The organism is Pelagibius litoralis (genome assembly GCF_011683915.1).
Lineage (GTDB): Bacteria > Pseudomonadota > Alphaproteobacteria > Kiloniellales > Kiloniellaceae > Pelagibius > Pelagibius litoralis.
The window spans coordinates 208,498-229,969 of record NZ_JAAQPH010000010.1 but is presented as its reverse complement, the minus strand read 5'-3'; the positions used below and the strand labels follow the sequence as shown (position 1 = coordinate 229,969).

Here is a 21,472-nt window from a genome sequence, read left to right as displayed (position 1 = left end):
CTCAATGCGCGCCCATTCCTCCTCACTCAACCAAAACAGCTGCCTTGCCATTCAAGCCTCCTATCCTTGGAAACTTGAATCACAAATCCAACTCAACTGGAATCCCCTAATTGGGTACAGACCCTAGAGCAGATTCACTCGGTCGATGGATCGCCCCGGGTAATTCTATCGGGCCAATTCCATTCGACCGGGATCTGCTCTAGTCTCTCGGTCTGTATTACGCAGGCATTTCGGGGGACGAGTGGACGCGACCTTACAGACAGAGCCGGCCGTGTTCCCGGCCTTCCAATTTGCCGGCCAGTGGCGCGCCTATCAGGCACGGGTGCTGGGTGAGCTGGAAAGCCATCTCGACGACGCGCGCCTCAACATCGTTGCGGCCCCCGGCGCCGGCAAGACGGTGCTGGGGTTGGAGGTGTTACGCCGCCTCGGCCGCCCGACCCTGATCCTTTCCCCGACCAGGGCCATTCGCGACCAGTGGGTCATGCGCCTGCGTGAACTCTTCGAACCGGAGGCGGCGGTCTGGCCTCCGGGTCTGGGCATTGATGTCGCAGCGCCCGGCTGGTTGACCTCGACCACCTATCAGTCCCTGCACACCACCCTGCGCGGCCTGTTGGATGGCGATACCGGGGGTGAAGAGGGCGACGCCGAGGACGAACAGGATGAAATTGACGATGAGGAAAGCGCCGATTCCGCCCGCCTGGCCGGGGAGGCGCTGCTGGAAATTTTGGAGCGCGCCGGGATCGAGACTTTGGTGCTCGACGAGGCCCATCATCTGCGCCGTGCCTGGTGGGAAAGCCTGCAGGAAGTCATCGGTTATCTGAAGGCGCGGCGGCCCGACTTCCATATAGTCAGCCTTACCGCCACCCCGCCCTACGATGTGGAGCAGGAGGAGTGGGACCGCTATGCCGAGGTCTGCGGACCGGTCGATGCGGAAATCTCGATCCCCGAACTGGTCAAGCAGGGCGATCTCTGTCCGCACCAGGATTTTCTTCATTTCAGCGTCGCCCAGGGTGAGCCGATCGATAGTCTGGAAGCCTTCGCAAGAGAGGCCGATGCCCTGGCCTGGGAGTGGGCGCACGACGAAACGCTGCTGACCTGGATTACTGCCTTCGCGTGGTTTGTCGAGCCGGAGAAATTCGAGCCGGAGATTCTCGCCAAGCCCGCCGTCTTCTGCGGCCTGCTGGCGATCATGAAACTGAATGGCCGTGAGATTCCCGAAATCGCGCCGGCCATCCTGGGTATCAGCGAGCCGGAGATTCCCGAACCGCGCGCGCAGGTGCTGGAAGCACTCTTTCAGGAGATACTGAACGGTGACGGGCAATTCGACTGTGGCCCTTTGACCGAGCGCCTGCGCCGCGAACTGCAGTCGATCGGCGCGCTGTGGAGAGGGCGGGTTCGTCTGCGCAAGCAGCAGCAGCTTGTCCGTGCGCTGGCCGGAACCGCCGGCAAGCTGGACAGCATAGAAGCGATTGCCAAAGCCGAACTGGCGGCCCTGGGCGATAGGTTGCGTCTTGTCGTGCTCACCGACTTCATACGGTCTTCGGCGCTGTCGCGCCCTGCCGACCGCTCCAGCGATACCCTGGGCGCCGGGCCGGTCCTCCGGCGCCTGGGGCAGGCCGGCCTGGCACCGGCGCTGCGGCCGGCACTGATGACAGGCAGTTGGGTGGTGATACCCGATGATGTCATTCCGGCCTTTCGGTCCGAGGCCGCCAAACAGGGGTTGTCCGAAGCCGCGCTGACATTGAAGCCGCTGCAGCACGTTCCCGGTTGGTCCAAGGTCGATGCCAGCGCAGGTAAAGCCGCGCTGCGCCTGCGCGTGATCACCCATCTTTTCGAGGAAGGCCACCTGCGCTGCCTGGTCGGGACGGCGGCGCTTCTGGGTGAGGGATGGGATGCACCCTCGATCAATTCCCTGATCCTGGCGACCTCGGTCAAGTCCTTCATGTTGTCGAACCAGATGCGCGGGCGGGCGATCAGAGTATCGAAAAAAGATCCGGATAAGGTGGCGGCGATCTGGCACCTGGCGACCATACTGCCGCCTTTCACGACCCTTGCGACCAGTCAGTCATCGCTCTGGGAAGCGCTGAACTTCACGCGGCAGGAAAACGCGGCCCAGGGCCGCCTGGATCGCGACCCTTTTTCTCTGGGCCAGGATGCCTGGGCCGTCTTTCGCCGTTTCAAGACCTTCGCCGGGGTATCCCATTCCGAACTCCCCGTGATCGAGTCGGGCATCGCCCGGCTTGGAATCGCGACAGCCCGCTGGAACGAGCAGACCGCGTCGGACTGGAACAGGACCATGGCGGCGAGGGCCGCCGACCGGCCCCATGTCGCCCGGGCCTGGGCCAGCGTTTTTCTCGGCAGCTCGGGTATCGAACGGCCGGCGACCGGCGCGGTTCTGCCGCAACCGCAAGGCCATAAGGGGATCGTGCAGTTCGGCTCTTCCTGGCTGCTGGTTGGTCTTATTGGTCTGGTGATCCAGATTCTGGCCTATAGTCTCCATTTTCTTGAGGTTGGGCTTAAGACCTGGCTGGTCATTGTTGGTGCCGCGCTGTTGCTTGCCTGTGCCTATCACGGTGGGGCGATTATGCGCAGCATCCGGGCCGGCTCGCCGCTTCGCTACATGGCCGAGATCGGCCGCTGCCTTCTCGACGGCCTGTCCGTCGCCGATATCCTGGATACGCCGAGAAAAAGCCTGGATGTTCGGGTCGAAGAGGAATCGGTCCTCGGTCAGAAGTTCTGCCGCCTTGCCGGCGGGCTGCATCATGACGAAGTCGCCTTCGCCGATGCCATGGTTGTTTTCTTCGCCCCGATCGAGAACCCACGGCACATCCTGGTCCGCCATCACCGCAGCGGCTGGCTGAAACAGACCGACTATCACGCCGTTCCCGATGTCATCAGCGCGAACGAATTTGCCCTGGCAAAGCTGAAGCGCGCCTGGGAACGGCGCATCGGACCTTGCGAAATCATAAACACGCGAACCCGGGACGGCCGGCTGCATTTGCTGCGCGCCCGCTTGCTTTCCTATTCGGCGGGCTATCGGCGCGATGCGGAGCGCAAGCTTCGCTGGGAGTAGCCGTTCACCCCCGTTCGATGCGGCACTGGTAGCAGTTGTTGCTGGCCGAGCGAACGTGGATGTAGGCGATCTTCGGGTCCTCGAACAGCTTGGCTGAAATTGCTTCGATGTCTTCCGGAGGCACGATCTGCCCGGTGCCATAGAGGATGCGGTTGTCGGTGCCGTAGCCGCGAATCAGTATCGCTTCGCGTGTTTTCAAATAGGCCGGCGGACCGGCGGTCTCTGGGTAGCGTGTGCAATCCTCCGCATGGACGAAGAGCGGGCCGACCTCGGCATAGGGTTGAAGGTCCGGGAAGGGGCGGTGGGCCAGTACCAGGAAGGGGGCTCCCTCGGGCATATCTTCCAGGCAGTGGCGGCAGGGATTGCCGCCGCCGTCGGAAACCTGACGCTCCGGCTCCTGGCCATGTGCATCCTTGCCGCCGTTGCGGAGGCTTTTCACGGTCTCGCTGTCCAGCGCGATGAATCGCAATGAGGGCATGAGTAGCTCCGGGGTTGTTGTCTAAGCCCGACATTGCCCTGCTTCATGAGAAGGCTCTATCCGCTTCTTGCGCTCTGCGGCGCAAGCTGCTCCCCTTGCAGAAAGCGGTTTGAGTCAGGGAGCAGGAAATGACAGCCAAGGTGAAAGACTTCCCGGACATGTCGGCACTGGTTGTCGGCGGCACTTCAGGCATCGGGTTTGCGGCGGCTGAGGCCTTGCTGAAGGCCGGGGTCCCGCGCCTGCGGGTCGTCGGGCGCAATCCGGAGCGGGCTGCCTTTGCCGTCGATGACCTGCGGCGCATCGACGAGAAAGCGGATGTCGGCGCCCTGGTCCTGGACTGTAGTGATGGAGCGGAGGCTGAAAAGATGGCTGCGGCGGCGGCCAAGGGCATGGCGGGGGTCGACCTGCTGGTCTGCTCGCCCGGCGGCAACAACCTGCCGGAACTGCTGTTCCGCCAGCCCATTTCCCAACTGAACGACACACTGCTGCAGGATCTGGCGCCGAGCTTGAACGCCTGTCGTGCAGTCCTGCCGGTGATGATGGAGGCCGGCGGCGGCTGTATCCTGACCATCGCTTCCGACGCCGGAAAAGTCGCGACACCGGGCGAGACCGTCATCGGTGCGGTCATGGCGGCCATTATTCAGTTCACCCGCGGTCTGGCCATCGAGGGCAAGCGTAACGGCATCCGCGCCAACGCCATCACCCCTTCGCTGGTCGAGGGTACGGCGCTTACCGAACGCCTGATGGCCGAGGGCACCTTCTCCAGGAAGCTCTTTGAGAAGGCGCGGCCCCTCGCCGGCCTTGGCCCGACCACGGCTGAGGACCTGGCCGAACTCATCGTTTTTCTGGCCAGCCCGGCGGCGGCCAGGATTACCGGCCAGGCGATCTCCGTGAACGGCGGTATCAGCGCGGCGTGAACAGCGCTGGCCCCGTTGCCGCAGACAGGAAGCGCAGATCCTTCGGTCCGGTGAGGAGAGGGGCCTCACAGCGATGTGATGCACCGGCGGCGGTGGCGGTGAAATAATCCCGGCTCCCCGCGCGTAGGTCAGAGGTGTCAGTGTCGGCAAGGACGGCTGCCTGGCGCCTTTCTTTGACCAAGCGAAGGGAATTCGCCTCATGAGCAGATCTGTGTTTTTCGGTGCCGCCGCTGCGCTGGTGCTGTTATCCACGGCCGGCCTTGCCAAGGCTTCCGATCTCTACGACCCCAGCATCGCCCACCAGCCTAAGGACGGAGTCATCCGCATCTTCGGCCCGGGCGGGCCGCACACCGCTTTCCTCAAGGCCGCCAAGGCGTTCGAAGCAAAAACCGGTGTCAAGGTCGAGGTCGTCTTCGGCCCGGAAAGCAAGTGGACCAAGGATGCCCAGGCCGGTGCCGACATGATTTTCGGCAGCTCCGAACAGTCTATGACAGCCTTTCTGGAGAACTACCGCTTCGTTGAAAGCGGCGCCGTCGAGCCGCTGTTCATCCGCCGCTCGGTCATCGTCGTTCCCAAGGGCAATCCCAAAGGGATATCAGGCTTCGCCGATCTCTTGCAGCCCGGCATGCGGGTTGTGGTGACCGAAGGCAAGGGTGTCTACAACACCTCCGGCACGGGCGTCTGGGAGGATATCGCCGGTCGGCTCGGCGCTCTTGAGGACGTTAAACGGTTGCGCCGCAATATTGCCTTCGTCGAGAAGGGCAGCGGCGCCAGTTTTCGATCCTTTACGGCGGGTCAGGCGGATGCCTGGCTGACCTGGGTGCATTGGCCTCTGAATCATCCCGACGCGGCCGAATTTGTGGAGCTTGAAGAAGAGCGGCGCATCTATCGGGTAACCAATGTGGTTCTCTCGCCCGAGGCGGACCCGGTGACCACCGACTTTCTAATCTTCCTCAAGGGCCCCGAAGCGGCAAGGCTCTTCGCATCGGATGGCTGGATGAAGTGAGCGGAAGGCTTGCCTTCGCGCCGCTTGGGGATCCGCCGGGGCCTTGCCCCGGCGGATTTGAGCCTTTTCGGCTTACCTCGAAGCGGTTTCAGGCCGCGGGTCGCTGCCGTGAAGAACTGAAACAGTCTGCCTCAGAATCTGCGCCTGAATGCCTTGCGGCTGAAGTCGTTCCGGCCCTCGGCACGTAGATAGGGGAACCGCGCTGCTCAAACCAAGCAATCTCAAGGGAAATTCCGAAGGATCGTTCAACCATGCTGAGGAACCGTTCCCTACTGATCGTGGAAATTCCGCATCTCAGGCGCTTTGCGCGCAGTCTGGCGCGCAACCCCGATGCCGCCGCCTATGTGGTCTACGCGCCGGACAATCGTCATCCGGCAGAGGTCGCAGCCACGGAGGCCGAGCATCTCTCGATCTGGCTCTCCAACCGCATGGGCATGGCCTTTCGGATTCCCCGGCTCGGCGATCTTGGATTCGAACTGGTTGGTGGCCGCCTGATGGTCGGCGACCACGCGCCGGCGGCCCTGTTGATGTACGAGAACGGTCAGGGGCGTCGCTTGGTCTTTTACCTGCGCAACGACCTGCCGGCGGCCGGCGCTGCCGCGCTGACGAGGACCGCCTGGCTGAAACGTCCGCATTGACCATACAGGGATCACCATCAGCAACATTGAGAAAAGCAAGGCGTTCTAAATGGAAGCCTTGGGAAAACCAGGATTCAGGGAGTAATGCAGTTGTCAGCATTAGTTCGAACTACCTTTGGGGCGTTTTTCATCGCCCTAGTCTCGGCGGTCTTCGCCATATCTTTTGCCGCTATCATCTACACTGGCGAGTTGGCCCAGTATCTTGATCGCGGTATTGGGCTGACTTTGTTGGGCAGTTTTGTGATTGCTGTGACGGGCGCGTTCACACTTTCCTTCCGCGGCTCCATTCTCGCCCCACAGGATGTGCCTGCCATCTTGCTTGCAGGTGCCGCTGCGACATTCGTCGCGGCGGGCGAACTCTCAGGCGAGGAGCTTTTCGCGACCATTGCCTGTCTGATCGTTGTCGCCTCCCTGGCGACAGGCGCGGCTGGTTTGCTGATCGGACAGATGAAACTAGCCTATATCGCACGCTTCGTGCCCTATCCGGTTCTCGCCGGATTTTTGGCGGCGACCGGGCTTTTGCTCTTGATTGGCGGTATCGGCGTGGCCGTGGGTTCGTCGGTTAACGCGGGCGGGTGGGCTGTTTACGTGATGCCCGATACCCTGTTCAAATGGCTACCTGCTCTGGTCGCAGCCGTCACGATTGTCATCGCTACGCGCGTTTTTAGAGGTCACATCACGTTGCCGTTGGCCCTGATAGCCACGGCGGTTGGGTACTATATCTTGTTCTGGGTCTTTGGTCTGTCCATGGCCGAGGCACGCGAAAAAGGGCTCTTGCTTGGACCGTTCCAGGACGGAGGCTTCTTGTTGGGCATCGACCCCGCGCTTCTGATCCAAGCCGACTGGCTTGCCATCATGTCACAAGCACCCGTAATCCTAACCATCATCGCGACTGCCATGATTGGCAAGACGCTCAACGCATCAGGCTTGGAACTGGCCTTTCGGAGGGATTTCGACATCAGCCGAGAGGTGAAAGGCGCTGGTATTGCCAATATGATAAGCGCTTGTGTCGGGGGTCTTCCGGGCTATCACAGTCTGAGCGAGTCCATTCTGGCCAACAGGCTCGGTCTGGTCGGACCGATTGCTGGGATCAGCAGTGGCGTCGGTTGCGCTTTGGTCCTTTTGTTGGGAGCGGGTATGATGTCCGCCCTGCCCGTCGGCCTTTTCGCCGCAGTGATCGCATTTCTGGGCCTCGATCTGCTTTACACATGGCTCTGGGAAGAGCGGCGGCGTCTAGGCATGCGCGACTATGCGATTGTCGTGTTGATCCCCATCATTGCCGTCACTTATGGCTTCCTGACCGCCATTGCCGTGGGGTTGTTAGCCGCTTGCGCCTTCTTTGTGATCGCTTACGCAAAACTCGATTTGATCCGTTCGCATAGCAACCTGGCGGGTAGGCGGTCTTGTGTTGAGCGCCCCGACACCGAATTGCGCATTTTGGCTGAAGCAGGCCTTCAGGCACGAATTGTGGAACTGTCCGGGTTTCTCTTTTTCGGCTCCTCCAACGTACTGCGCCAGCGTATGCAAACTGTGATGGACGGCGACGGCCCACAGGTCCGTTGGTTGGTCATCGATTTCAAGCATGTTACCGGCGTTGATGTCTCCACGCTGCGCGTCTTGCAGCGACTGGTATCAGACTGCGCGCAGAGAGAAGTGCACCTGACGTTGGCAAGTCTTACAACTCCAGTGGAATCGGAGTTGCGAGAATGCCTGGGTCCACAAGACGTCGGCTTCTTCAGTTCGCTCGACGAGGCTTTAGTGCATCTCGAAGACACACTTCTAGCGCAAACAGAAGCCGATGACCTCGCAAGTGAAGAAAGCATTCTAAACCGTATGGAGGCGTTGTTCACGGAGAACACATTGGATGGATATGCCGAGCAGATGACGCTGGATGCAGGCGCTGTGGTTGTGGAGAGTGGCGCGTTTTCGAACGACATCTACCTGCTACGCTCGGGTCAACTGAAGGTCGTGGTGTCGCGCAGTGATGGCCAGACCGCGGTTGTGGCACAGATCCGCCCAGGTTTTGTTGTCGGAGAAATGGCATATTATTCCGGGCGCAGCAGATCCGCCGACATTATCGCGGACGCGCCGTCAGAGCTGTTGCGGATCGATATGGATCGCATGGAAACCTTGGAAAGAGACCAGCCTGAGATTGCTTCGGTGTTCCACAAGCTGATCGCACGCGACTTGGCGCGAAGGCTCAATCGCACGACAACTCTTTTGCGCGATCTCGGGGTTTGAGAGTTTAAAGAGGCTTTTCCGTGAGACACGGTGCCCAGGCATCTCAAAAACCATTCCAGCGTGCTATGTGCTGACCTGCCGCGGCGATGATCTGGTTATGGAGATCTGGCAGATCGATCCGAAGCTGGCGCAATACCGACGGCGCCGTCCAGACTGTCTCCTTGGTGTCGGCGTCGGTTTGCCAGCGCCACTCCCAGAAGACAAAGGGCGAAGCCGGCCCAGCCGGCGGCGCTGAGGGCTTCGCCGAACATAGCCCAGGCCCATATCATGGTCACCGGCGGTGTCAGGTAGATGAGGCTGGAGACCCGCGTCGCCGTGGTACGTTTCAGGCAGACCCAATAGAGGCCGTAGCCGCCCAAGGTCGAAAAGACGATGAACCAGCCCACGGCAAAGACGAAGTCGCTTTCCAAAGGTGGGACGAGGTTGCCTTCCAGCAGCGTCAGGACCAGAAAAACGGGCGTCGCGACAATGCAGTGGATGGCGAGGGTGGGCAGCATGGCAGTTGTATCCCCCCGGGCCTTGGCATAGAGCGTCGCCCCAACCAGGCTCGCCATGCCCAACAGGCAGAGACCATAGGCCCAGACGGGGGCATCGCCGCTGTTGCCGCCTACGGCCAGGGTAACACCGGCGAAACCGAGCAGCAGGCCGAACCATTGACGCCGTCCCACCTTTTCCCCCAACAGCGGTCCGGCAAGGACAGCGGTCGCCATGGGTTGCAGGGCGCCGATCAGGGCGGCCAGGCCGGCGGGCACGCCCAGTTCGATTCCTTTCAACCCGGCGGCCAGATAAACGGTCATACCAAAGAATCCGATGATGGCCTGCCGGCGGAACTGGGCAGCGCTCAGGCCTCTGCGCAGGGCCTGAAACAGAAAGGGGATGAGCAGCAGGCTGGCGATCAGGAAACGCCAGAACAGGACGAGAAAGACTCCCGGCGTATCGGCGGAAAGTTTGCCGCCGATGAAGCCGGAACTCCAGGCAATGACCAGGGCGGCTTCAAGCAGCAGCGTCACCAGCAGGGCGCGCTTCATGAACGGTTCTGCATTGCTGGCGTTGATGGATCCTGACTCAACAGATCCTCCGCGGCGTCGCGGGCCTGTTTGATTGCGATCCTGTTTCCCAGAAAGCCGCAGGTCGCCACGGCGCCCTCAAGCAGAAGGAAAATCCTGGGCGCCAGCCGGCGGGCGGCGGCGGCGTCCCAGCCGCCTTCGCGCAGGTGTTTGCGGCAAAACGTCAGGTAGGTCTTTTTGTGCTTCAGAACGCGCGTGCGGATTGCCGGCTCCTCTGGGTGCTCCGATGCAGCGCGCAGAAAAAGGCAGCCGTTCTCGTTGCCGGGTTTCTGCTCGGCCCAACTCAACAAACCGTCAAACAGACTAAGAACCCGGTCCCTGCCTTCCTTTCCCGCGGCCGTTTCGTCGAGCCGGGCGAAGAAAGCGGTTTCCCGGTAGTCGAGCACGCCGACCACCAAGCCGGCCTTGCCATCGAAGTGACGATAGAGGGTGCCCAGGGCGACACCGGCAACCGATACCACGCGGTCGATGCCGGTGGCGGCAAACCCCTCGGTGTAGAAGAGCCGGTCGGCCGTGGCGATCAGTGTATCGCGCTTCTTGCTCATTTTTCATGAGTAGAACGGTCGTTCTATTTGGTCAAGCGCTGTGATGCTGCGGATGGGCCTGCCGGGGTTTAGCGCGATGGGGACTGGGCGGCGCGGGCTTCTTCTTCCAGCCAGTCGCAGAAGGCCTCGACCTTCGGGCGGACGAGGGCAGCCTGGGGCGTTACCAGAAAATAGGAGACCTCGCTCGGCACCCGCAGATCGAAGGGTTCCACAAGCCGGCCGGCCGCCAGGTCGTCGGCAACGAGGACGCGCTGGCCGAGTGCCACGCCCTGGCCATCGATCGCTGCCTGCATCATCAGGCCCGCGTCGCTGAACTGCGGGCCGCGTCTCTGGGCGAGGTTCTGCAAACCCGCTGCCTCCAACCACTTCGTCCAGTCCGGGAACATCAGCCGCAGCATCGTATGGTGCTGCAGGTCTTCCGGCCGGCGCAGCGGCCGCGGCCCGCGCAGCAGCCCCGGGCTGCAGACCGGAAACAGCTCGGTGGTCATGAGCAGCCGCGCCACCGCGCCGGGCCACTGCCCGGTTCCAAAGCGCACGGCCACGTCGATGTCGTCCTCGCTGAAGCTGGTCAGGGCGTTGGAGGTTGAGAGGCGGACGTCGAGGTCGGGCTGCTCGGCCTGAAAGCGCGCCAGGCGCTGGACCAGCCACTTGGCCGCGAAAGACGGCGTTGTCGCGACGGTCAGGCGGCCGCTGCGGTCGGCGCCCCGGGCCTGGCGGGTGGCCTCGGCGATCTGGTCCAGGGCCGGCCCCAGGGCCTGGGTGTAGTCTTTGCCGGCGGGGGTCAGGGTGATGCCGCGGGCCTGCCGCAGGAACAGGGTGACGCCAAGCTGCTGTTCCAGGTGGCGTACCTGCTGGCTGACGGCCGCCGGTGTGATGTTCAGTTCCGTGGCGGCCTTGGTGAAACTGCCCTGGCGCGCGGCGGCTTCGAAAGCGCGCATGGCAATCAAGGGTGGCAGGTCGCGGGCCAAGGGTACCTCATAGATAAGTTAAACTTAGTCTCAGCTTAGTTCTTTTCGTTTGTCAAGTTTCCGTTCCACCACCATCTTCCGGCCACACTCCCCAAGTGAGTGGCCAACCTTCCTCCCATCCAAGGTGGCCGCGTTCTGTGGGCTCGCGTGACGGAAAGCACCGCCCTTCGCTTCTCCGTCACGCGGGCTCCCAGGTTTTCGAACAGCCGGCCAAGCCGGTCGCCTGAACTTTCATACACTAAGTTGTGCTTTAAGAGACTCTGGTTGTATTCTGGGTTTTGTTCCTTCCTTGGCGCTGCGGTTGGCGATACCTTGCGGCCCGTCGCCTGGAAGACGGCATAACACTCTACGGCCGCCCCCCAGGCGGCCCCGATCGCAGGAGGAGACCGCCATGTCCGCATTTTCACCCTATCTGGCCAACGGTGAGCGCTACGACGCCATGACCTATAACCGCTGTGGCCGCAGCGGGTTGGATCTGCCGGCGATTTCCCTGGGGCTGTGGCACAACTTCGGCGGTGACCGTCCTTTCGAGACCGGCCGGGCCATTTGCCGCCGCGCCTTCGATCTCGGCATCACTCATTTCGATCTCGCCAACAACTACGGGCCGCCGCCGGGCTCCGCCGAGTCGAACTTCGGACTCTTGCTGAAGAACGATTTCGCGCCCTACCGCGACGAGCTGATCATTTCCTCCAAAGCCGGCTACGACATGTGGCCCGGTCCCTATGGCATCTGGGGCAGCCGCAAGTACCTGACGGCCAGCCTGGACCAAAGCCTGAAGCGCATGGGCCTGGACTACGTCGACATCTTCTACTCCCATCGCTTCGATCCCAACACGCCGCTGGAAGAGACCATGGGCGCGCTCGATGCCGCGGTGCGCCAGGGCAAGGCGCTCTATGTCGGTATCTCCTCCTACGGACCGCAGAAAACCCGGGAGGCGGCGAAAATTCTGCGTGACCTCGGCACTCCCTGTCTGATCCATCAGCCGAGCTATTCGATGCTGAACCGCTGGGTCGAGACCGAGGGGCTGCTGGATGCGCTGGACGATGAGGGTATCGGCTGCATCGCCTTTTCGCCGCTCGCCCAGGGCATGTTGACGGACAAGTACATAAAGGATGTGCCGGACGACAGCCGCGCCAAGGCCGACAAGTCCCTGCGCCCGGAACACATGAGCGAAGAGAACCTGGAGAAAATCCGCGGCCTGAATGAAATCGCCAAGCGCCGCAACCAAAGCCTGGCGCAGATGGCCCTGGCCTGGGTTTTGCGGGACCCGCGGATCACCACAGCGCTGATCGGCGCCAGCCGGGTGGAGCAGGTCGAGGACTGCGTGGCCGCGCTCAATCATCTGACCTTTACAGAGGGTGAGCTTGCCGAAATCGACAAGCTGGCAACCGATGGTGGCATCAACCTCTGGGCGGCCTCCAGCGCCCACGGGTAGAGCGCGCAGCGGGCTTGCGCCCGCTCGCCGGGGCAGGCGACATGATCGTTCCTTCTGTGTTAAGGTCCTCGCGTAATATTGCAACAGTCGTTGGGGCGACTGTGAGGGCAGGTGGGGGCCCGCCCTGACGCCAGGGAAATGGGAGCATCGTGACACAGTCGATAGAGAGCGGGCCTCTGCGAAACCTGCTTTCCCACTATCTGGAGGCTCGCGGTTCCAGACGGATGCCGTCACGCCGTGACATCGATGCCTTGAAGTTGGGCCCCGTCCTGCCGATCATCTGGGTGATGGAGCACGAGCCCGCCGCCGGCACCTTCCGCTACCGGATTGCCGGCGAGGAAGTGAACGATGCCTTCGGCCGCTCGGTGACCGGGCACCTGCTTTCAGAGCTTGTGGCCCCTGATCACTTCCCTACGGTGACCGCGAACTTCCTGCGGGTGATCGAAGAGGAAGCGGCCATGATCGCCAGCGGTCCTTTATACCGCTGCACCGACCGCATGGCCGTGGGCCAGCGCCTTGCCCTGCCGCTGTCCGACGACGGAGAGAAGGCCGGCGGCATCGTCGGTGCTACCCTGCGCAAATCGCTGGTCGATCTCAACGCCGTTACGATGCAGGAACAGACGCTGACCTTCGTTTCCGTCGATGATCTGGTGTCCCCGGACAGGTCTCAGGCCGCCGGTGGCCTGGGCGGCTAAGCCTGACCGATCATTCAGCAGAGACTGCGGCTGGCCGGACAACGGTGGCGAATAACGTTGTCGTATACGGCTGCCTAACTACCTGTTAGGGACCACGTTTAGAGCAGCCCCTTCAACCTGGGCGTAACGGGCGACAAGACAAAGGCCGCGCGATGCATCAATCCGCTTCCACCGGAACCGGCGTCGCCGCGATGGCGCAGCGCTGGTGTCTGATAATCCTCGCCGCGCTCGTTGTGGGCGCCTGTTCGCCGCTGCGCGCCTATGAGTCCGCGAGCCTGCTCGCCGATATCGCTGCCGGGGAAGTGTCTCCCGATGTAGAGCGGCAGAGCGTCAGCTACCGTATCGACGGGCGTCCCGGGGCCGGCGATCTCTATCGAAGCAAGACGGATGAGCCGCGGGCCGGGCTCGTCGTCGTTCCCGGGGCCAGCCCCCAGGGCCGGGACGATCCGCGAGTCGTGGCTTTTGCCGCGGCCCTGGCCGATGCTGACTTCGCTGTTCTGGTGCCGGAGATCGAGAACCTGCGCCGGCTTACGATTTCTTCCGCCGATACCCAGGTGATCGCCGATGCCCTGAAGTACCTCGAACAACAGCAGGGCGCCGACCGGCCGCTCGGCGCCGTTGCCATTTCCTATGCCGTGGGGCCGGCCACCCTGGCGGTTCACCAGCCGGACCTGCGTGATCGGGTCGATGTCATGGTCGCCATCGGCGGCTACTACGACAGCGCCGCCGTGGCGACATTTTTCACCACCGGCTATTTCAACGATCCGGAAACTCAGACCCGGCGCTATCTGGAACCCAACAGCTACGGCAAGTGGGTCTTCGTGCGGGCCAACGCCGGGCGGCTGGAGGAACCCCGCGACCAATGGCTGCTGGCGGCGATGGCGGACCGCAAGCTGGCTGATCCAGCAGCGCCTTTGGAAGATTTGGAGAACCGGCTGGGGCCGGACGGCAAAGCCGTCGCCGATTTTCTGAACAACCGCGATCCGGCGCGGGCCGCAGATCTGATTGAGGCTTTGCCGCCCGGTGTACGGGGGGAGATGGAAGCCTTGGATCTCTCGGCGCAGGAACTAAGCGGCCCCGGACCTCTGATGGTGCTGGTTCATGGCCGTGACGATTCGATCGTTCCCTACAGCGAAAGCCTCGCCCTGGCCGCGGCGGTCAGGCGGCCCGGCGAAGCATCGCGCGCCCGGGTCCATCTGCTGGACGGCCTCGATCACGCGGATCTTGAGTCGGTTTCGCTGGGCGACACCTTTACACTGGTCCAGGCGATCTACGATGTTCTGCTGGTCCGTGACGGCGGTTGAGCGGCGCATCACCGGGTTAATCCGAACCCCTCTTGATGAGTTCCATTCCCCCGGCGTTAGTCCATCAACCCCGATCTGCTCTAGGCTTCCATGAACCCCCAGCCATCCGGCTTGAAGCCATGGCGCAAAGCGATCTTTGTCGCTTTGCGCTCATGCGCCCAGATCGAATCGACGGTCAATAACAGAGGCGCGGTTGTGGCTTCGACGGTGGAGTCGTCACGATAGAAGCTGACTTCGTAGCCGGCCTTCCGCAGTGCCGCGGCGAAGCCGTCGCGATCCGGGCTCGCGGTACCGGGAAAGAACTGGAGATCGAGCTTATAACTCGGCTCGAAATCCACAGCTTTGCGCCGCAGATCATTATAGGCTCGTTCGGTCTCCTGAAACTGGCGGTCCCAATCGTGATCCATTTATCTGTCCATACATTCGGCTTTCGCATATTCAGTCAGCGAGTTCTCACCACCCCGGCCGACCGGTGACGGGATAGCGCGGGTCGTTGTAGCCGGGGGTGGAGGGGTGGCCGGGCGCGACGAGGTCGTTCAGCAGCGCCTCGTCATCGGCGTCGAAGGTGTGGGCCAGGGCGGCGACGTAACCTTCCCAATGCTCCATGGTGCGCGGGCCGGCCAGGATCGAGGTCACGATGGGGTTGGCCAGCACCCAGTTCACGGCAAAGTCGCCGGCGGTCATGCCCTTGGCCTCGGCATGCTTTTTGATCTTCTGGGCGATGATCAGGGATTCCTCGCGGAACTCGGTCTCCATCATGCGGGTGTCCTTGCGCGCGGCGCGGGTGCCCTCGGCGGGGGTTGCGCCAGGGGCGTACTTGCCGGTCAGCACGCCGCGGGCCAGCGGGCTATAGGGTACCACGCCCAGGCCGTAGTATTCGCAGGCCGGCAGGATCTCGACTTCCGGCACCCGGGTCATGGCGTTGTAGTAGGGCTGGCAGACCACCGGCCGGTCCAGCCCGGCCTGTTCCGCCAGGCGGATCAGCTCGCAGATGCGCCAGGCCCGGAAGTTGCTGACGCCCCAGTATGTGGCCTTGCCGGAGCCGACGACGTCCGCCACCGCGCTGACGGTTTCCTCCAGCGGCGTGGTGTAGTCGTCGAGGTGCAGATACCAGATGTCCACATAGTCGACATCCAGGCGGTCGAGGCTGTCGTCGATGGCTTTCAGCAGCCATTTGCGCCCCAGGCCCGAGCCATTGGCATCGGCGCCCTTCATGGGATTGCCGGCCTTGGTGGCCAGCACCCAGGAATCCCGGTTCTTGGCGATGGCGCGGCCGACGATTTCCTCCGACGCGCCGTTGGCGTATTGATCGGCGGTATCGATGAAGTTCACGCCCTGGTCGCGGGCATGGTCGATGATGCGTTTGGCCTCGGCTTCTTCGGTCTGGTCGCCGAACATCATGGTGCCGAGGCAGATGGGGGAGACGGTCAGGCCGGAACGGCCGAGTTTGCGCATATCCATGGGGATCCTCGCTGCGGGAGCTTATCGCTGGGCGGTCTGGGGGCTGAAATGACGCTGCGAGTGTAGTCCGATCCCTGCCGGTCGGGCAACCTTCCGCCACATCTGTTGCATAACTGAAACAGCTTCGGCCTTGGACTGCCGCTGGGACGCGTGCTAAGCCAAAGCGTAACAATTTTGAACTCTGGAATAGGAGCGAGACCGCCATGCGCTTTGGAAGCTTGCTGTCATCCCTCTCCCTCGCGCTGCTGACCGCGACCACAGTTCAGGTTGCGGCGGTCCAGGCAGCCGACGTTGTCGTCGCGACCACCGCCATTGTCGAACATCCAGCCCTGGATGCTGCGCGCGACGGGGTGCGCGACGAGCTGGCGGCCGCCGGCTATGTGGAGGGCGAGAACCTGCGGTTCCTTTATGAGAGCGCTCAGGGCAATCCCGCCACGGCGGCGCAGATCGCCCGCAAGTTCGTCGGTGAGGCGCCGGATGTGATCGTGCCGATCTCCACGCCCTCGGCCCAGGCCGTCGTCTCGGCGACCAAGGATATTCCGGTGGTCTTTTCCGCGGTGACCGACCCGGTCGGCGCCAAGCTGGTCGGCGATCCGATGAAGCCGGGCGGCAACGTGACCGGCATGTCCGATCTTTCGCCGATCGGCAAGCACCTGGACCTGATCAAGCAGATCACGCCGGATGCCAAGTCCGTCGGTGTGATGTTCAATCCCGGCGAAGCCAACTCCCTCAGCCTTCTGGAACTGATCAAGCAGGAGGCGCCGGCCCGCGGGCTGAGCGTGGTCGAGGGCCCCGCCACCAAGACATCCGAGGTGCTGGGGGCGGCGCAGAGCCTGGTCGGCAAGGCGGATGTCATCTATGTGCCGACCGACAACACCATCATTTCGGCGTTCGAAGCCGTGGTCAAAGTCGGCATCGACAACAAGATTCCGGTCTACGCTGGCGATACGGATTCGGTGCCGCGCGGCGCCGTTGCCGCCCTCGGCTTCAACTACTACGATGTCGGCCGCCAGACCGGTAAGATGGTGGTGCGTATCCTGAAGGGCGAGGCGCCGGGCGACATCGCCGTCGAGGGTGTGGACATCACCGAGCTTTACGTGAACCCGGGAATGGCGGAAAAGATGGGCGTCACCATTCCGGAGGCGCTGATCCAGCAAGCCAAGGAGGTCGTGCGCTAGCCGGCTCCCCAGCGCTGGGGCCGTGCCGCCGCAAGCGGACCCGTAACGCCTATGAATTTGGTTTCCTTCCTTGGGGCGATCGAGATCGGTCTGGTCTACGGTCTCGTCGCCCTGGGGGTTTACCTTTCTTTCCGTATTCTGAACTTCCCGGACCTGACGGTTGACGGCAGCTTCCCGCTGGGGGCGGCGGTGGCGGCGACGCTCATCGTCTCCGGGGTCGATCCCTATCTCGCGACGCTGGCCGCGGTGGTTGCCGGAGCGCTGGCCGGGCTGGTGACCGCGGTCTTGAACCTGCGCTTCGGTATCCTGCATCTGCTGGCCTCCATCCTCACCATGATCGCGCTCTACTCGGTGAACCTGCGCATCATGGGCCGGCCCAATGTAGCCCTGATTACCGAGCCGACGGTGCTGACGCCCTTTGAAGGCCTGGGTCTTTCCGGGCTCTACCTCAAACCGCTGCTGGGCTTTGTCGTGGTGGCGATCGTTGCAGCAATGATCGCCTGGTTTCTGATCACCAACTACGGCCTTTCCATGCGCGCCACCGGGGCGAACCCGCGCATGGCCAGGGCCCAGGGCATTGCCACGGCCCGGGTAACGGCTGTCGGCATGGCTCTGTCGAATGCCATGGTCGCCCTGGGCGGCGCCCTCTTTGCCCAGATGAACGGCTTTGCCGATGTCACCATCGGCACCGGCACCATCGTCGTCGGCCTGGCCGCGGTGATCGCCGGCGAAGCGATATTCCGTGTCCGCGGCGTGGTGATCGCCGTGGTCGCCTGCCTGCTGGGCTCGATCCTCTATCGCCTGGCGATTGCGCTGGCACTGAACGCCGACGTGCTGGGCTTGAAGGCGGCGGACCTGAATCTGGTGACCGCCGTCCTGGTCGCCCTGGCGCTGATCCTGCCCGGCGTCCGCAACCCACTGAAGGGTCTGCTTACGCGGGGGGCAAAACCATGATCCGCGCCGAGGACCTGCAGGTCACCTTCAATGCGGGAACCGTCATGGAGACCCGTGCCCTGCAGGGGCTGAGCACGGAAATCGCCGCCGGCGAATTCGTCACGGTGATCGGCTCCAACGGGGCCGGCAAGTCGACCCTGCTGAACTGCCTGACCGGCGAGGTGGCGCCTTCTGCCGGGCGCATCGTCATCGATGGCATCGACGTCACCGGCTGGGCCGCGCCGCGCCGCGCCGCGCTGGTGGCGCGGGTGTTTCAGGACCCGCTGGCCGGCACCTGCGAAGACCTGACGATCGAGGAAAATCTGGCCCTGGCGGCCGCACGCGGCACCCGGCGCGGACTGGACAAGGCGCTCACTGCCGCTCGGCGGGGGGAATTCCGCGACAGGATCGCGCGCCTCGGCCTCAACCTGGAGAACCGGCTCGGCGATCGTATGGGCCTGCTGTCCGGCGGCCAGCGCCAAGCCGTCAGTCTGGTCATGGCGACCCTGCGGCCGACCAAGATCCTGCTGCTGGACGAGCACACGGCGGCCCTGGACCCGCGCATGCAGGCCTTCGTCCTCGACCTCACCCGCGATCTGGTGGCGGCGGAGCAGTTGACCACCCTGATGGTCACCCACTCCATGCGCCAGGCGCTGTCGCTGGGCACCCGCAGCCTTATGCTGCACGAGGGAAAGGTAGTGCTGGATGTGGCGGGTGAGGAGCGATCCCGGCTTGAGGTCGGTGACCTCATGGCCCTCTTCGCCCAGGTGCGTGGCGAGGAACTGGACAGCGATTCCCTGCTGCTGAGCTAGAGACCTTAGATCTACATAATTATACAATTGTATAATTATGTAGTGTATTATGAGTCGAATTTTTCAGCAACCGAAGGACGCCGGACGGATGTCTGAACCCGTGAAAATCCGCAAGATCGGCAACTCTCTTGGCGTGACCCTTTCCGAGCACGTCCGGGCGATGGGGCTCAAGGAAGGTGACAGCCTCTATGTGGTGCAGACCCGCGACGGTATTGAGCTCACCCCTTTCGATCCGGATTTTGCCGAGGCCCTGGAAGCTGCCGGTGACTTTATCCGCCGCTACCCGAACGCCATGAAAAAACTGGCGGAGTGATGGATCGTCGCTGGCTTACCATCGCCATGGCGATGGCCTTTCACCGCGAGTCCATAGCGCGCTTTGGTGGCAGTGACGGCGTTCGTGATGCTGGTCTGCTGGAAAGCGCACTGGCCCGTCCGCGTAACCGCGCCGCCTATGAGGAGGATGTCTCTTTCTTTGCGCTGGCGGCTGAGTACTGCCTTGGCATTGTCCGCAACCATCCTTTTGTCGATGGTAACAAGCGCAGCGGCATTCTGGCCGGCGCGGTCTTTCTGACGTTGAACGGCTATGACTTCGAGCCGGAGGAAACGGCCATCGTCCATATGATTCTCGCCCTCGCGGCAGGAGAGGTGGATGGCGCAACCCTGGCCCGGTGGTTCGAGGAGTCTTCAAGACCGCGGTCCAATGTATAGAAAGGCCTTGTGACGTACTAAGCCGTCTTCGTCATGGCCAGATAGCCGGCGCCGGCACAGATCATCACGGCGCCCAGGACGGCGGTCAGGTGGGGCCATTCATCGAAGAAGACGATCCCAAGCAGCGCCGCGAAGACCACGCCGCTGTACTTGATCGGCACCAGTTCGGCAGCGGCGGCCAGACGAAAACCCCGGATGTTGCAGTACTGGCCGATGATGGCGACCGGCCCCATGGCCAAGAGGGTCGCGATGTCGCTCAGCGGCAGCCTGTTCCACCAGGCGGCGGTAAGGATCAACAGCAGCAGGCTGGCGCCGCCGTTCACCAGGGTCAGGGTGCGCTGGGTCGTGTCGTTCACCGCCGTGAAGCGCAGCAGCACCACCTCGGCCCCCCAGGCGACGGCCTGCACGACGGCGGCGGCGGCGCCCAGGGATATCCAGCCGGGCGCATCGAAGTCCGGCCCGGCCACCACGACGGCGCCGGCAAGACAGACGCCTCCCGCCACAAGGTCGCTCGAGGTCAGCCGCTCTTTCAGGAAGAGGGCGGCGAAGAGCACGGCGAAGACCCCGTTGGCCATGGCGATAGCCTGGGCATTGGCAAGCGGGATGTGGATGACCGCATAGGCGCCGAAGGCGACGCTGGTCACCCCGCAGCAGGCGCGCAGTCCATGCAGCAGGTTCAGGCGCCGCCGCGTGGGGGCGATCAGCTCCGGCAGTGCGCCGCGGTGGCCGTGGGCCTGAAGAAAGAACGGCAGGATGATCAGAAAACCCGCCAGATAACGCAGGAAGGCAACCTGTGGCGGTGCCACCGCTGCCGAGGTCAGCTTCGGCAGCATGAACATGAAGGCGAAAAGGAAGGCGCCCAGGGTCACCCAGGCCATGGCTTTGACGAGATCGCGCGACACGCGGCGCTTTCCTCCGGTTTTGTCGATTCGGGAAGGCGCGCGCCCCGGCCTGGGCGGTTGCCATTCCGATATCATGCGCTCTATCATTTGTGCATGGAATATAGATTTATTGTATATCTGCCATTCACCAGTGAATGAGCAAGAGAGGGCAGGGGAGCACCATGGAGCAGGCCGGACTAGCCGCAATGAACTGGGATGACCTGAGGGTCCTCAACGCCGCCGCCGACAGTCTGAGCCTCTCGGCGGCAGCCCGGCACCTGGGTATCAGCCAGCCGAAGGCGAGCCGCCGCCTGCGCGCGCTGGAGGAGATGCTGGGCGCGCGCCTTTTCGAGCGGCTGCCCAGCGGGCTGGCGCCGACCCTGGCGGGCCAGCAACTGATACCGCTGGTCGCCGAGATGGCGAAGGCCGCGGATGCGGTGGCGCGTCTGCGTCCGGCATTGCCGGCAACAGCCAGCGGAACCGTGCGGATCTCGGCCATGGAGACGGTCTCTCGCTACCTGAGCCGGCGCATGGATCAGTTGTTTGCAGCCGCACCGGGGGTGGAGATCGAGATCCTGCCCGCCCATGCCGACGTGAACCTTTGGCGCCGGGAAGCCGATCTGCAGATCCGCGAATGCCTGCCGGAGGGGGCCAGCCTGATCGTCAGCCGCTTGGGCGATATCGGCTATGCCGTTTATGGGGCGCGGGATCTGGTTGCCCGTCAGCCGGCGGCCCGCAGCGAGGCGCGCTATGCCGACTGCGACTGGATCGGATTCAGTGAAGACCGGCTGTTCTTTCCCACCCAGAAGAAGTGGTTGGACAGCCGCCTCGCGCGGCCGCCGCGTCTGCGCACCACCGATATGGACGTCGTGTTGGAGGCCCTGGCGGAAGGCGTTGGCCTGGGTGTCGCGCCCTGCTGCCTGGCCGACGACGACCCGCGCCTGGAACGCCTGACCCCGCCGATCGAAGGGCTCGGCCGACGCCAGCACCTGCTGAGCCACCGCGACATGCTGCGCGAGCCGGTCGTCCGCGCTCTGGCCGATGCCCTGAAGGCGCTCTTCGCTGCCGACCGGCGCTGGCTGAGCGGAGAGGGGCTAAGCGCTGCCTGACAGCGACGCAGACACAATCTGCC

General features: G+C 63.2%; 21 protein-coding genes. 14 read left to right on the top strand and 7 right to left on the bottom strand.

The features are described 5' to 3' along the window. Positions 1-241: 241 nt before the first annotated feature. The gene (locus HBA54_RS14800; RefSeq protein WP_167225901.1) at positions 242-3,073 is read left to right on the top strand and encodes a DEAD/DEAH box helicase family protein; all 2,832 of its coding nucleotides are present in this window, start codon (positions 242-244) and stop codon (positions 3,071-3,073) included. Between the two features lie 4 nt (positions 3,074-3,077). Here the strand turns inward: HBA54_RS14800 and HBA54_RS14795 are convergent, their stop codons facing one another. Beyond that, a complete protein-coding gene (locus HBA54_RS14795) occupies positions 3,078-3,551 on the bottom strand; it encodes a DUF1203 domain-containing protein (protein ID WP_167225899.1) in 474 nt (157 codons plus the stop codon). Between the two features lie 128 nt (positions 3,552-3,679). On the opposite strand from HBA54_RS14795, the gene HBA54_RS14790 reads away from it, so the two are divergent. From HBA54_RS14790 to HBA54_RS14775, 4 genes are all read left to right on the top strand, one after another. Then, positions 3,680-4,468: an SDR family NAD(P)-dependent oxidoreductase gene (locus tag HBA54_RS14790; RefSeq protein WP_167225897.1), complete on the top strand. Its 789-nt coding sequence runs from the start codon at positions 3,680-3,682 to the stop codon at positions 4,466-4,468. Between the two features lie 199 nt (positions 4,469-4,667). After that, positions 4,668-5,474 (top strand): substrate-binding domain-containing protein, encoded by an 807-nt coding sequence (locus HBA54_RS14785; RefSeq protein ID WP_167225895.1) that lies wholly within the window; start codon positions 4,668-4,670, stop codon positions 5,472-5,474. A 251-nt stretch (positions 5,475-5,725) separates the two neighbouring features. Further along, positions 5,726-6,112 (top strand): hypothetical protein, encoded by a 387-nt coding sequence (locus HBA54_RS14780; protein ID WP_167225893.1) that lies wholly within the window; start codon positions 5,726-5,728, stop codon positions 6,110-6,112. Positions 6,113-6,196: 84 nt separating this feature from the next. After that, positions 6,197-8,353 (top strand): SulP family inorganic anion transporter, encoded by a 2,157-nt coding sequence (locus HBA54_RS14775; protein ID WP_167225891.1) that lies wholly within the window; start codon positions 6,197-6,199, stop codon positions 8,351-8,353. 95 nt (positions 8,354-8,448) lie between these two features. Here HBA54_RS14775 and HBA54_RS14770 read toward each other — a convergent pair whose 3' ends face one another. From HBA54_RS14770 to HBA54_RS14760, 3 genes are all read right to left on the bottom strand, one after another. Beyond that, complete coding sequence (locus HBA54_RS14770) at positions 8,449-9,381, bottom strand: DMT family transporter (RefSeq protein WP_167225889.1); 933 nt, start codon at positions 9,379-9,381, stop codon at positions 8,449-8,451. After that, entirely contained in the window at positions 9,378-9,965 is a 588-nt protein-coding gene (locus HBA54_RS14765) for a TetR/AcrR family transcriptional regulator (RefSeq protein ID WP_167225887.1), read from the bottom strand. The genes HBA54_RS14770 and HBA54_RS14765 overlap by 4 nt, the downstream gene beginning before the upstream one ends. 68 nt (positions 9,966-10,033) lie before the next feature. Beyond that, positions 10,034-10,933 carry a transcriptional regulator GcvA gene (locus HBA54_RS14760; RefSeq protein WP_167225885.1) on the bottom strand — a complete coding sequence of 300 codons (900 nt, stop codon included), beginning with the start codon at positions 10,931-10,933 and terminating at the stop codon, positions 10,034-10,036. A gap of 391 nt (positions 10,934-11,324) precedes the next feature. Between HBA54_RS14760 and mgrA the strand changes: the two genes are divergently transcribed. The 3 genes from mgrA to HBA54_RS14745 all read left to right on the top strand — a co-directional run bounded on the left by mgrA (position 11,325) and on the right by HBA54_RS14745 (position 14,367). After that, positions 11,325-12,368, top strand: a complete 1,044-nt coding sequence (mgrA, locus tag HBA54_RS14755) for an L-glyceraldehyde 3-phosphate reductase (protein ID WP_167225884.1) — start codon at positions 11,325-11,327, stop codon at positions 12,366-12,368. A gap of 149 nt (positions 12,369-12,517) precedes the next feature. Next, entirely contained in the window at positions 12,518-13,063 is a 546-nt protein-coding gene (locus HBA54_RS14750; RefSeq protein ID WP_167225882.1) for a PAS domain-containing protein, read from the top strand. Between the two features lie 152 nt (positions 13,064-13,215). Then, the gene (locus HBA54_RS14745; protein WP_167225880.1) at positions 13,216-14,367 is read left to right on the top strand and encodes an alpha/beta hydrolase family protein; all 1,152 of its coding nucleotides are present in this window, start codon (positions 13,216-13,218) and stop codon (positions 14,365-14,367) included. Between the two features lie 80 nt (positions 14,368-14,447). On the opposite strand, the gene HBA54_RS14740 is transcribed toward HBA54_RS14745, so the two are convergent. Beyond that, positions 14,448-14,774 carry a ribonuclease E inhibitor RraB gene (locus HBA54_RS14740; protein ID WP_167225878.1) on the bottom strand — a complete coding sequence of 109 codons (327 nt, stop codon included), beginning with the start codon at positions 14,772-14,774 and terminating at the stop codon, positions 14,448-14,450. Positions 14,775-14,820: 46 nt separating this feature from the next. Further along, the gene (locus tag HBA54_RS14735; RefSeq protein WP_167225876.1) at positions 14,821-15,828 is read right to left on the bottom strand and encodes an aldo/keto reductase; all 1,008 of its coding nucleotides are present in this window, start codon (positions 15,826-15,828) and stop codon (positions 14,821-14,823) included. A 203-nt stretch (positions 15,829-16,031) separates the two neighbouring features. On the opposite strand from HBA54_RS14735, the gene HBA54_RS14730 reads away from it, so the two are divergent. From HBA54_RS14730 to HBA54_RS14710, 5 genes are all read left to right on the top strand, one after another. Next, positions 16,032-17,006, top strand: coding sequence for an ABC transporter substrate-binding protein (locus tag HBA54_RS14730; RefSeq protein ID WP_167225874.1), 975 nt, complete (start codon positions 16,032-16,034; stop codon positions 17,004-17,006). A 51-nt stretch (positions 17,007-17,057) separates the two neighbouring features. Continuing rightward, positions 17,058-17,960 carry an ABC transporter permease gene (locus tag HBA54_RS14725; RefSeq protein WP_167225872.1) on the top strand — a complete coding sequence of 301 codons (903 nt, stop codon included), beginning with the start codon at positions 17,058-17,060 and terminating at the stop codon, positions 17,958-17,960. After that, positions 17,957-18,751: an ABC transporter ATP-binding protein gene (locus HBA54_RS14720; RefSeq protein ID WP_167225870.1), complete on the top strand. Its 795-nt coding sequence runs from the start codon at positions 17,957-17,959 to the stop codon at positions 18,749-18,751. The genes HBA54_RS14725 and HBA54_RS14720 overlap by 4 nt, the downstream gene beginning before the upstream one ends. Positions 18,752-18,839: 88 nt before the next feature. Next, positions 18,840-19,064: an AbrB/MazE/SpoVT family DNA-binding domain-containing protein gene (locus tag HBA54_RS14715; RefSeq protein WP_167225868.1), complete on the top strand. Its 225-nt coding sequence runs from the start codon at positions 18,840-18,842 to the stop codon at positions 19,062-19,064. Beyond that, on the top strand, positions 19,064-19,459 hold the full coding sequence (locus tag HBA54_RS14710; protein WP_167225866.1) for a type II toxin-antitoxin system death-on-curing family toxin: 396 nt from the start codon (positions 19,064-19,066) through the stop codon (positions 19,457-19,459). The genes HBA54_RS14715 and HBA54_RS14710 overlap by 1 nt, the downstream gene beginning before the upstream one ends. Before the next feature lie 17 nt (positions 19,460-19,476). On the opposite strand, the gene HBA54_RS14705 is transcribed toward HBA54_RS14710, so the two are convergent. Beyond that, a complete protein-coding gene (locus tag HBA54_RS14705; protein WP_167225864.1) occupies positions 19,477-20,361 on the bottom strand; it encodes a DMT family transporter in 885 nt (294 codons plus the stop codon). A 185-nt stretch (positions 20,362-20,546) separates the two neighbouring features. Between HBA54_RS14705 and HBA54_RS14700 the strand changes: the two genes are divergently transcribed. After that, complete coding sequence (locus HBA54_RS14700) at positions 20,547-21,449, top strand: LysR family transcriptional regulator (RefSeq protein ID WP_205944656.1); 903 nt, start codon at positions 20,547-20,549, stop codon at positions 21,447-21,449. The last annotated feature ends 23 nt before the right edge of the window (positions 21,450-21,472 follow it).

Coding starts and splice junctions, on each gene's coding strand:
- HBA54_RS14790 (WP_167225897.1), top strand. CDS start 3,680: ATGACAGCCAAGGTGAAAGACTTCCCGGACATGTCGGCACTGGTTGTC.
- HBA54_RS14775 (WP_167225891.1), top strand. CDS start 6,197: ATGCAGTTGTCAGCATTAGTTCGAACTACCTTTGGGGCGTTTTTCATC.
- HBA54_RS14720 (WP_167225870.1), top strand. CDS start 17,957: ATGATCCGCGCCGAGGACCTGCAGGTCACCTTCAATGCGGGAACCGTC.
- HBA54_RS14770 (WP_167225889.1), bottom strand. CDS start 9,381: ATGAAGCGCGCCCTGCTGGTGACGCTGCTGCTTGAAGCCGCCCTGGTC.
- HBA54_RS14715 (WP_167225868.1), top strand. CDS start 18,840: ATGTCTGAACCCGTGAAAATCCGCAAGATCGGCAACTCTCTTGGCGTG.
- HBA54_RS14765 (WP_167225887.1), bottom strand. CDS start 9,965: ATGAGCAAGAAGCGCGATACACTGATCGCCACGGCCGACCGGCTCTTC.
- HBA54_RS14730 (WP_167225874.1), top strand. CDS start 16,032: ATGCGCTTTGGAAGCTTGCTGTCATCCCTCTCCCTCGCGCTGCTGACC.
- HBA54_RS14710 (WP_167225866.1), top strand. CDS start 19,064: ATGGATCGTCGCTGGCTTACCATCGCCATGGCGATGGCCTTTCACCGC.
- HBA54_RS14785 (WP_167225895.1), top strand. CDS start 4,668: ATGAGCAGATCTGTGTTTTTCGGTGCCGCCGCTGCGCTGGTGCTGTTA.
- HBA54_RS14795 (WP_167225899.1), bottom strand. CDS start 3,551: ATGCCCTCATTGCGATTCATCGCGCTGGACAGCGAGACCGTGAAAAGC.
- HBA54_RS14725 (WP_167225872.1), top strand. CDS start 17,058: ATGAATTTGGTTTCCTTCCTTGGGGCGATCGAGATCGGTCTGGTCTAC.
- HBA54_RS14740 (WP_167225878.1), bottom strand. CDS start 14,774: ATGGATCACGATTGGGACCGCCAGTTTCAGGAGACCGAACGAGCCTAT.
- HBA54_RS14745 (WP_167225880.1), top strand. CDS start 13,216: ATGCATCAATCCGCTTCCACCGGAACCGGCGTCGCCGCGATGGCGCAG.
- HBA54_RS14735 (WP_167225876.1), bottom strand. CDS start 15,828: ATGGATATGCGCAAACTCGGCCGTTCCGGCCTGACCGTCTCCCCCATC.
- HBA54_RS14700 (WP_205944656.1), top strand. CDS start 20,547: ATGAACTGGGATGACCTGAGGGTCCTCAACGCCGCCGCCGACAGTCTG.
- mgrA (WP_167225884.1), top strand. CDS start 11,325: ATGTCCGCATTTTCACCCTATCTGGCCAACGGTGAGCGCTACGACGCC.
- HBA54_RS14780 (WP_167225893.1), top strand. CDS start 5,726: ATGCTGAGGAACCGTTCCCTACTGATCGTGGAAATTCCGCATCTCAGG.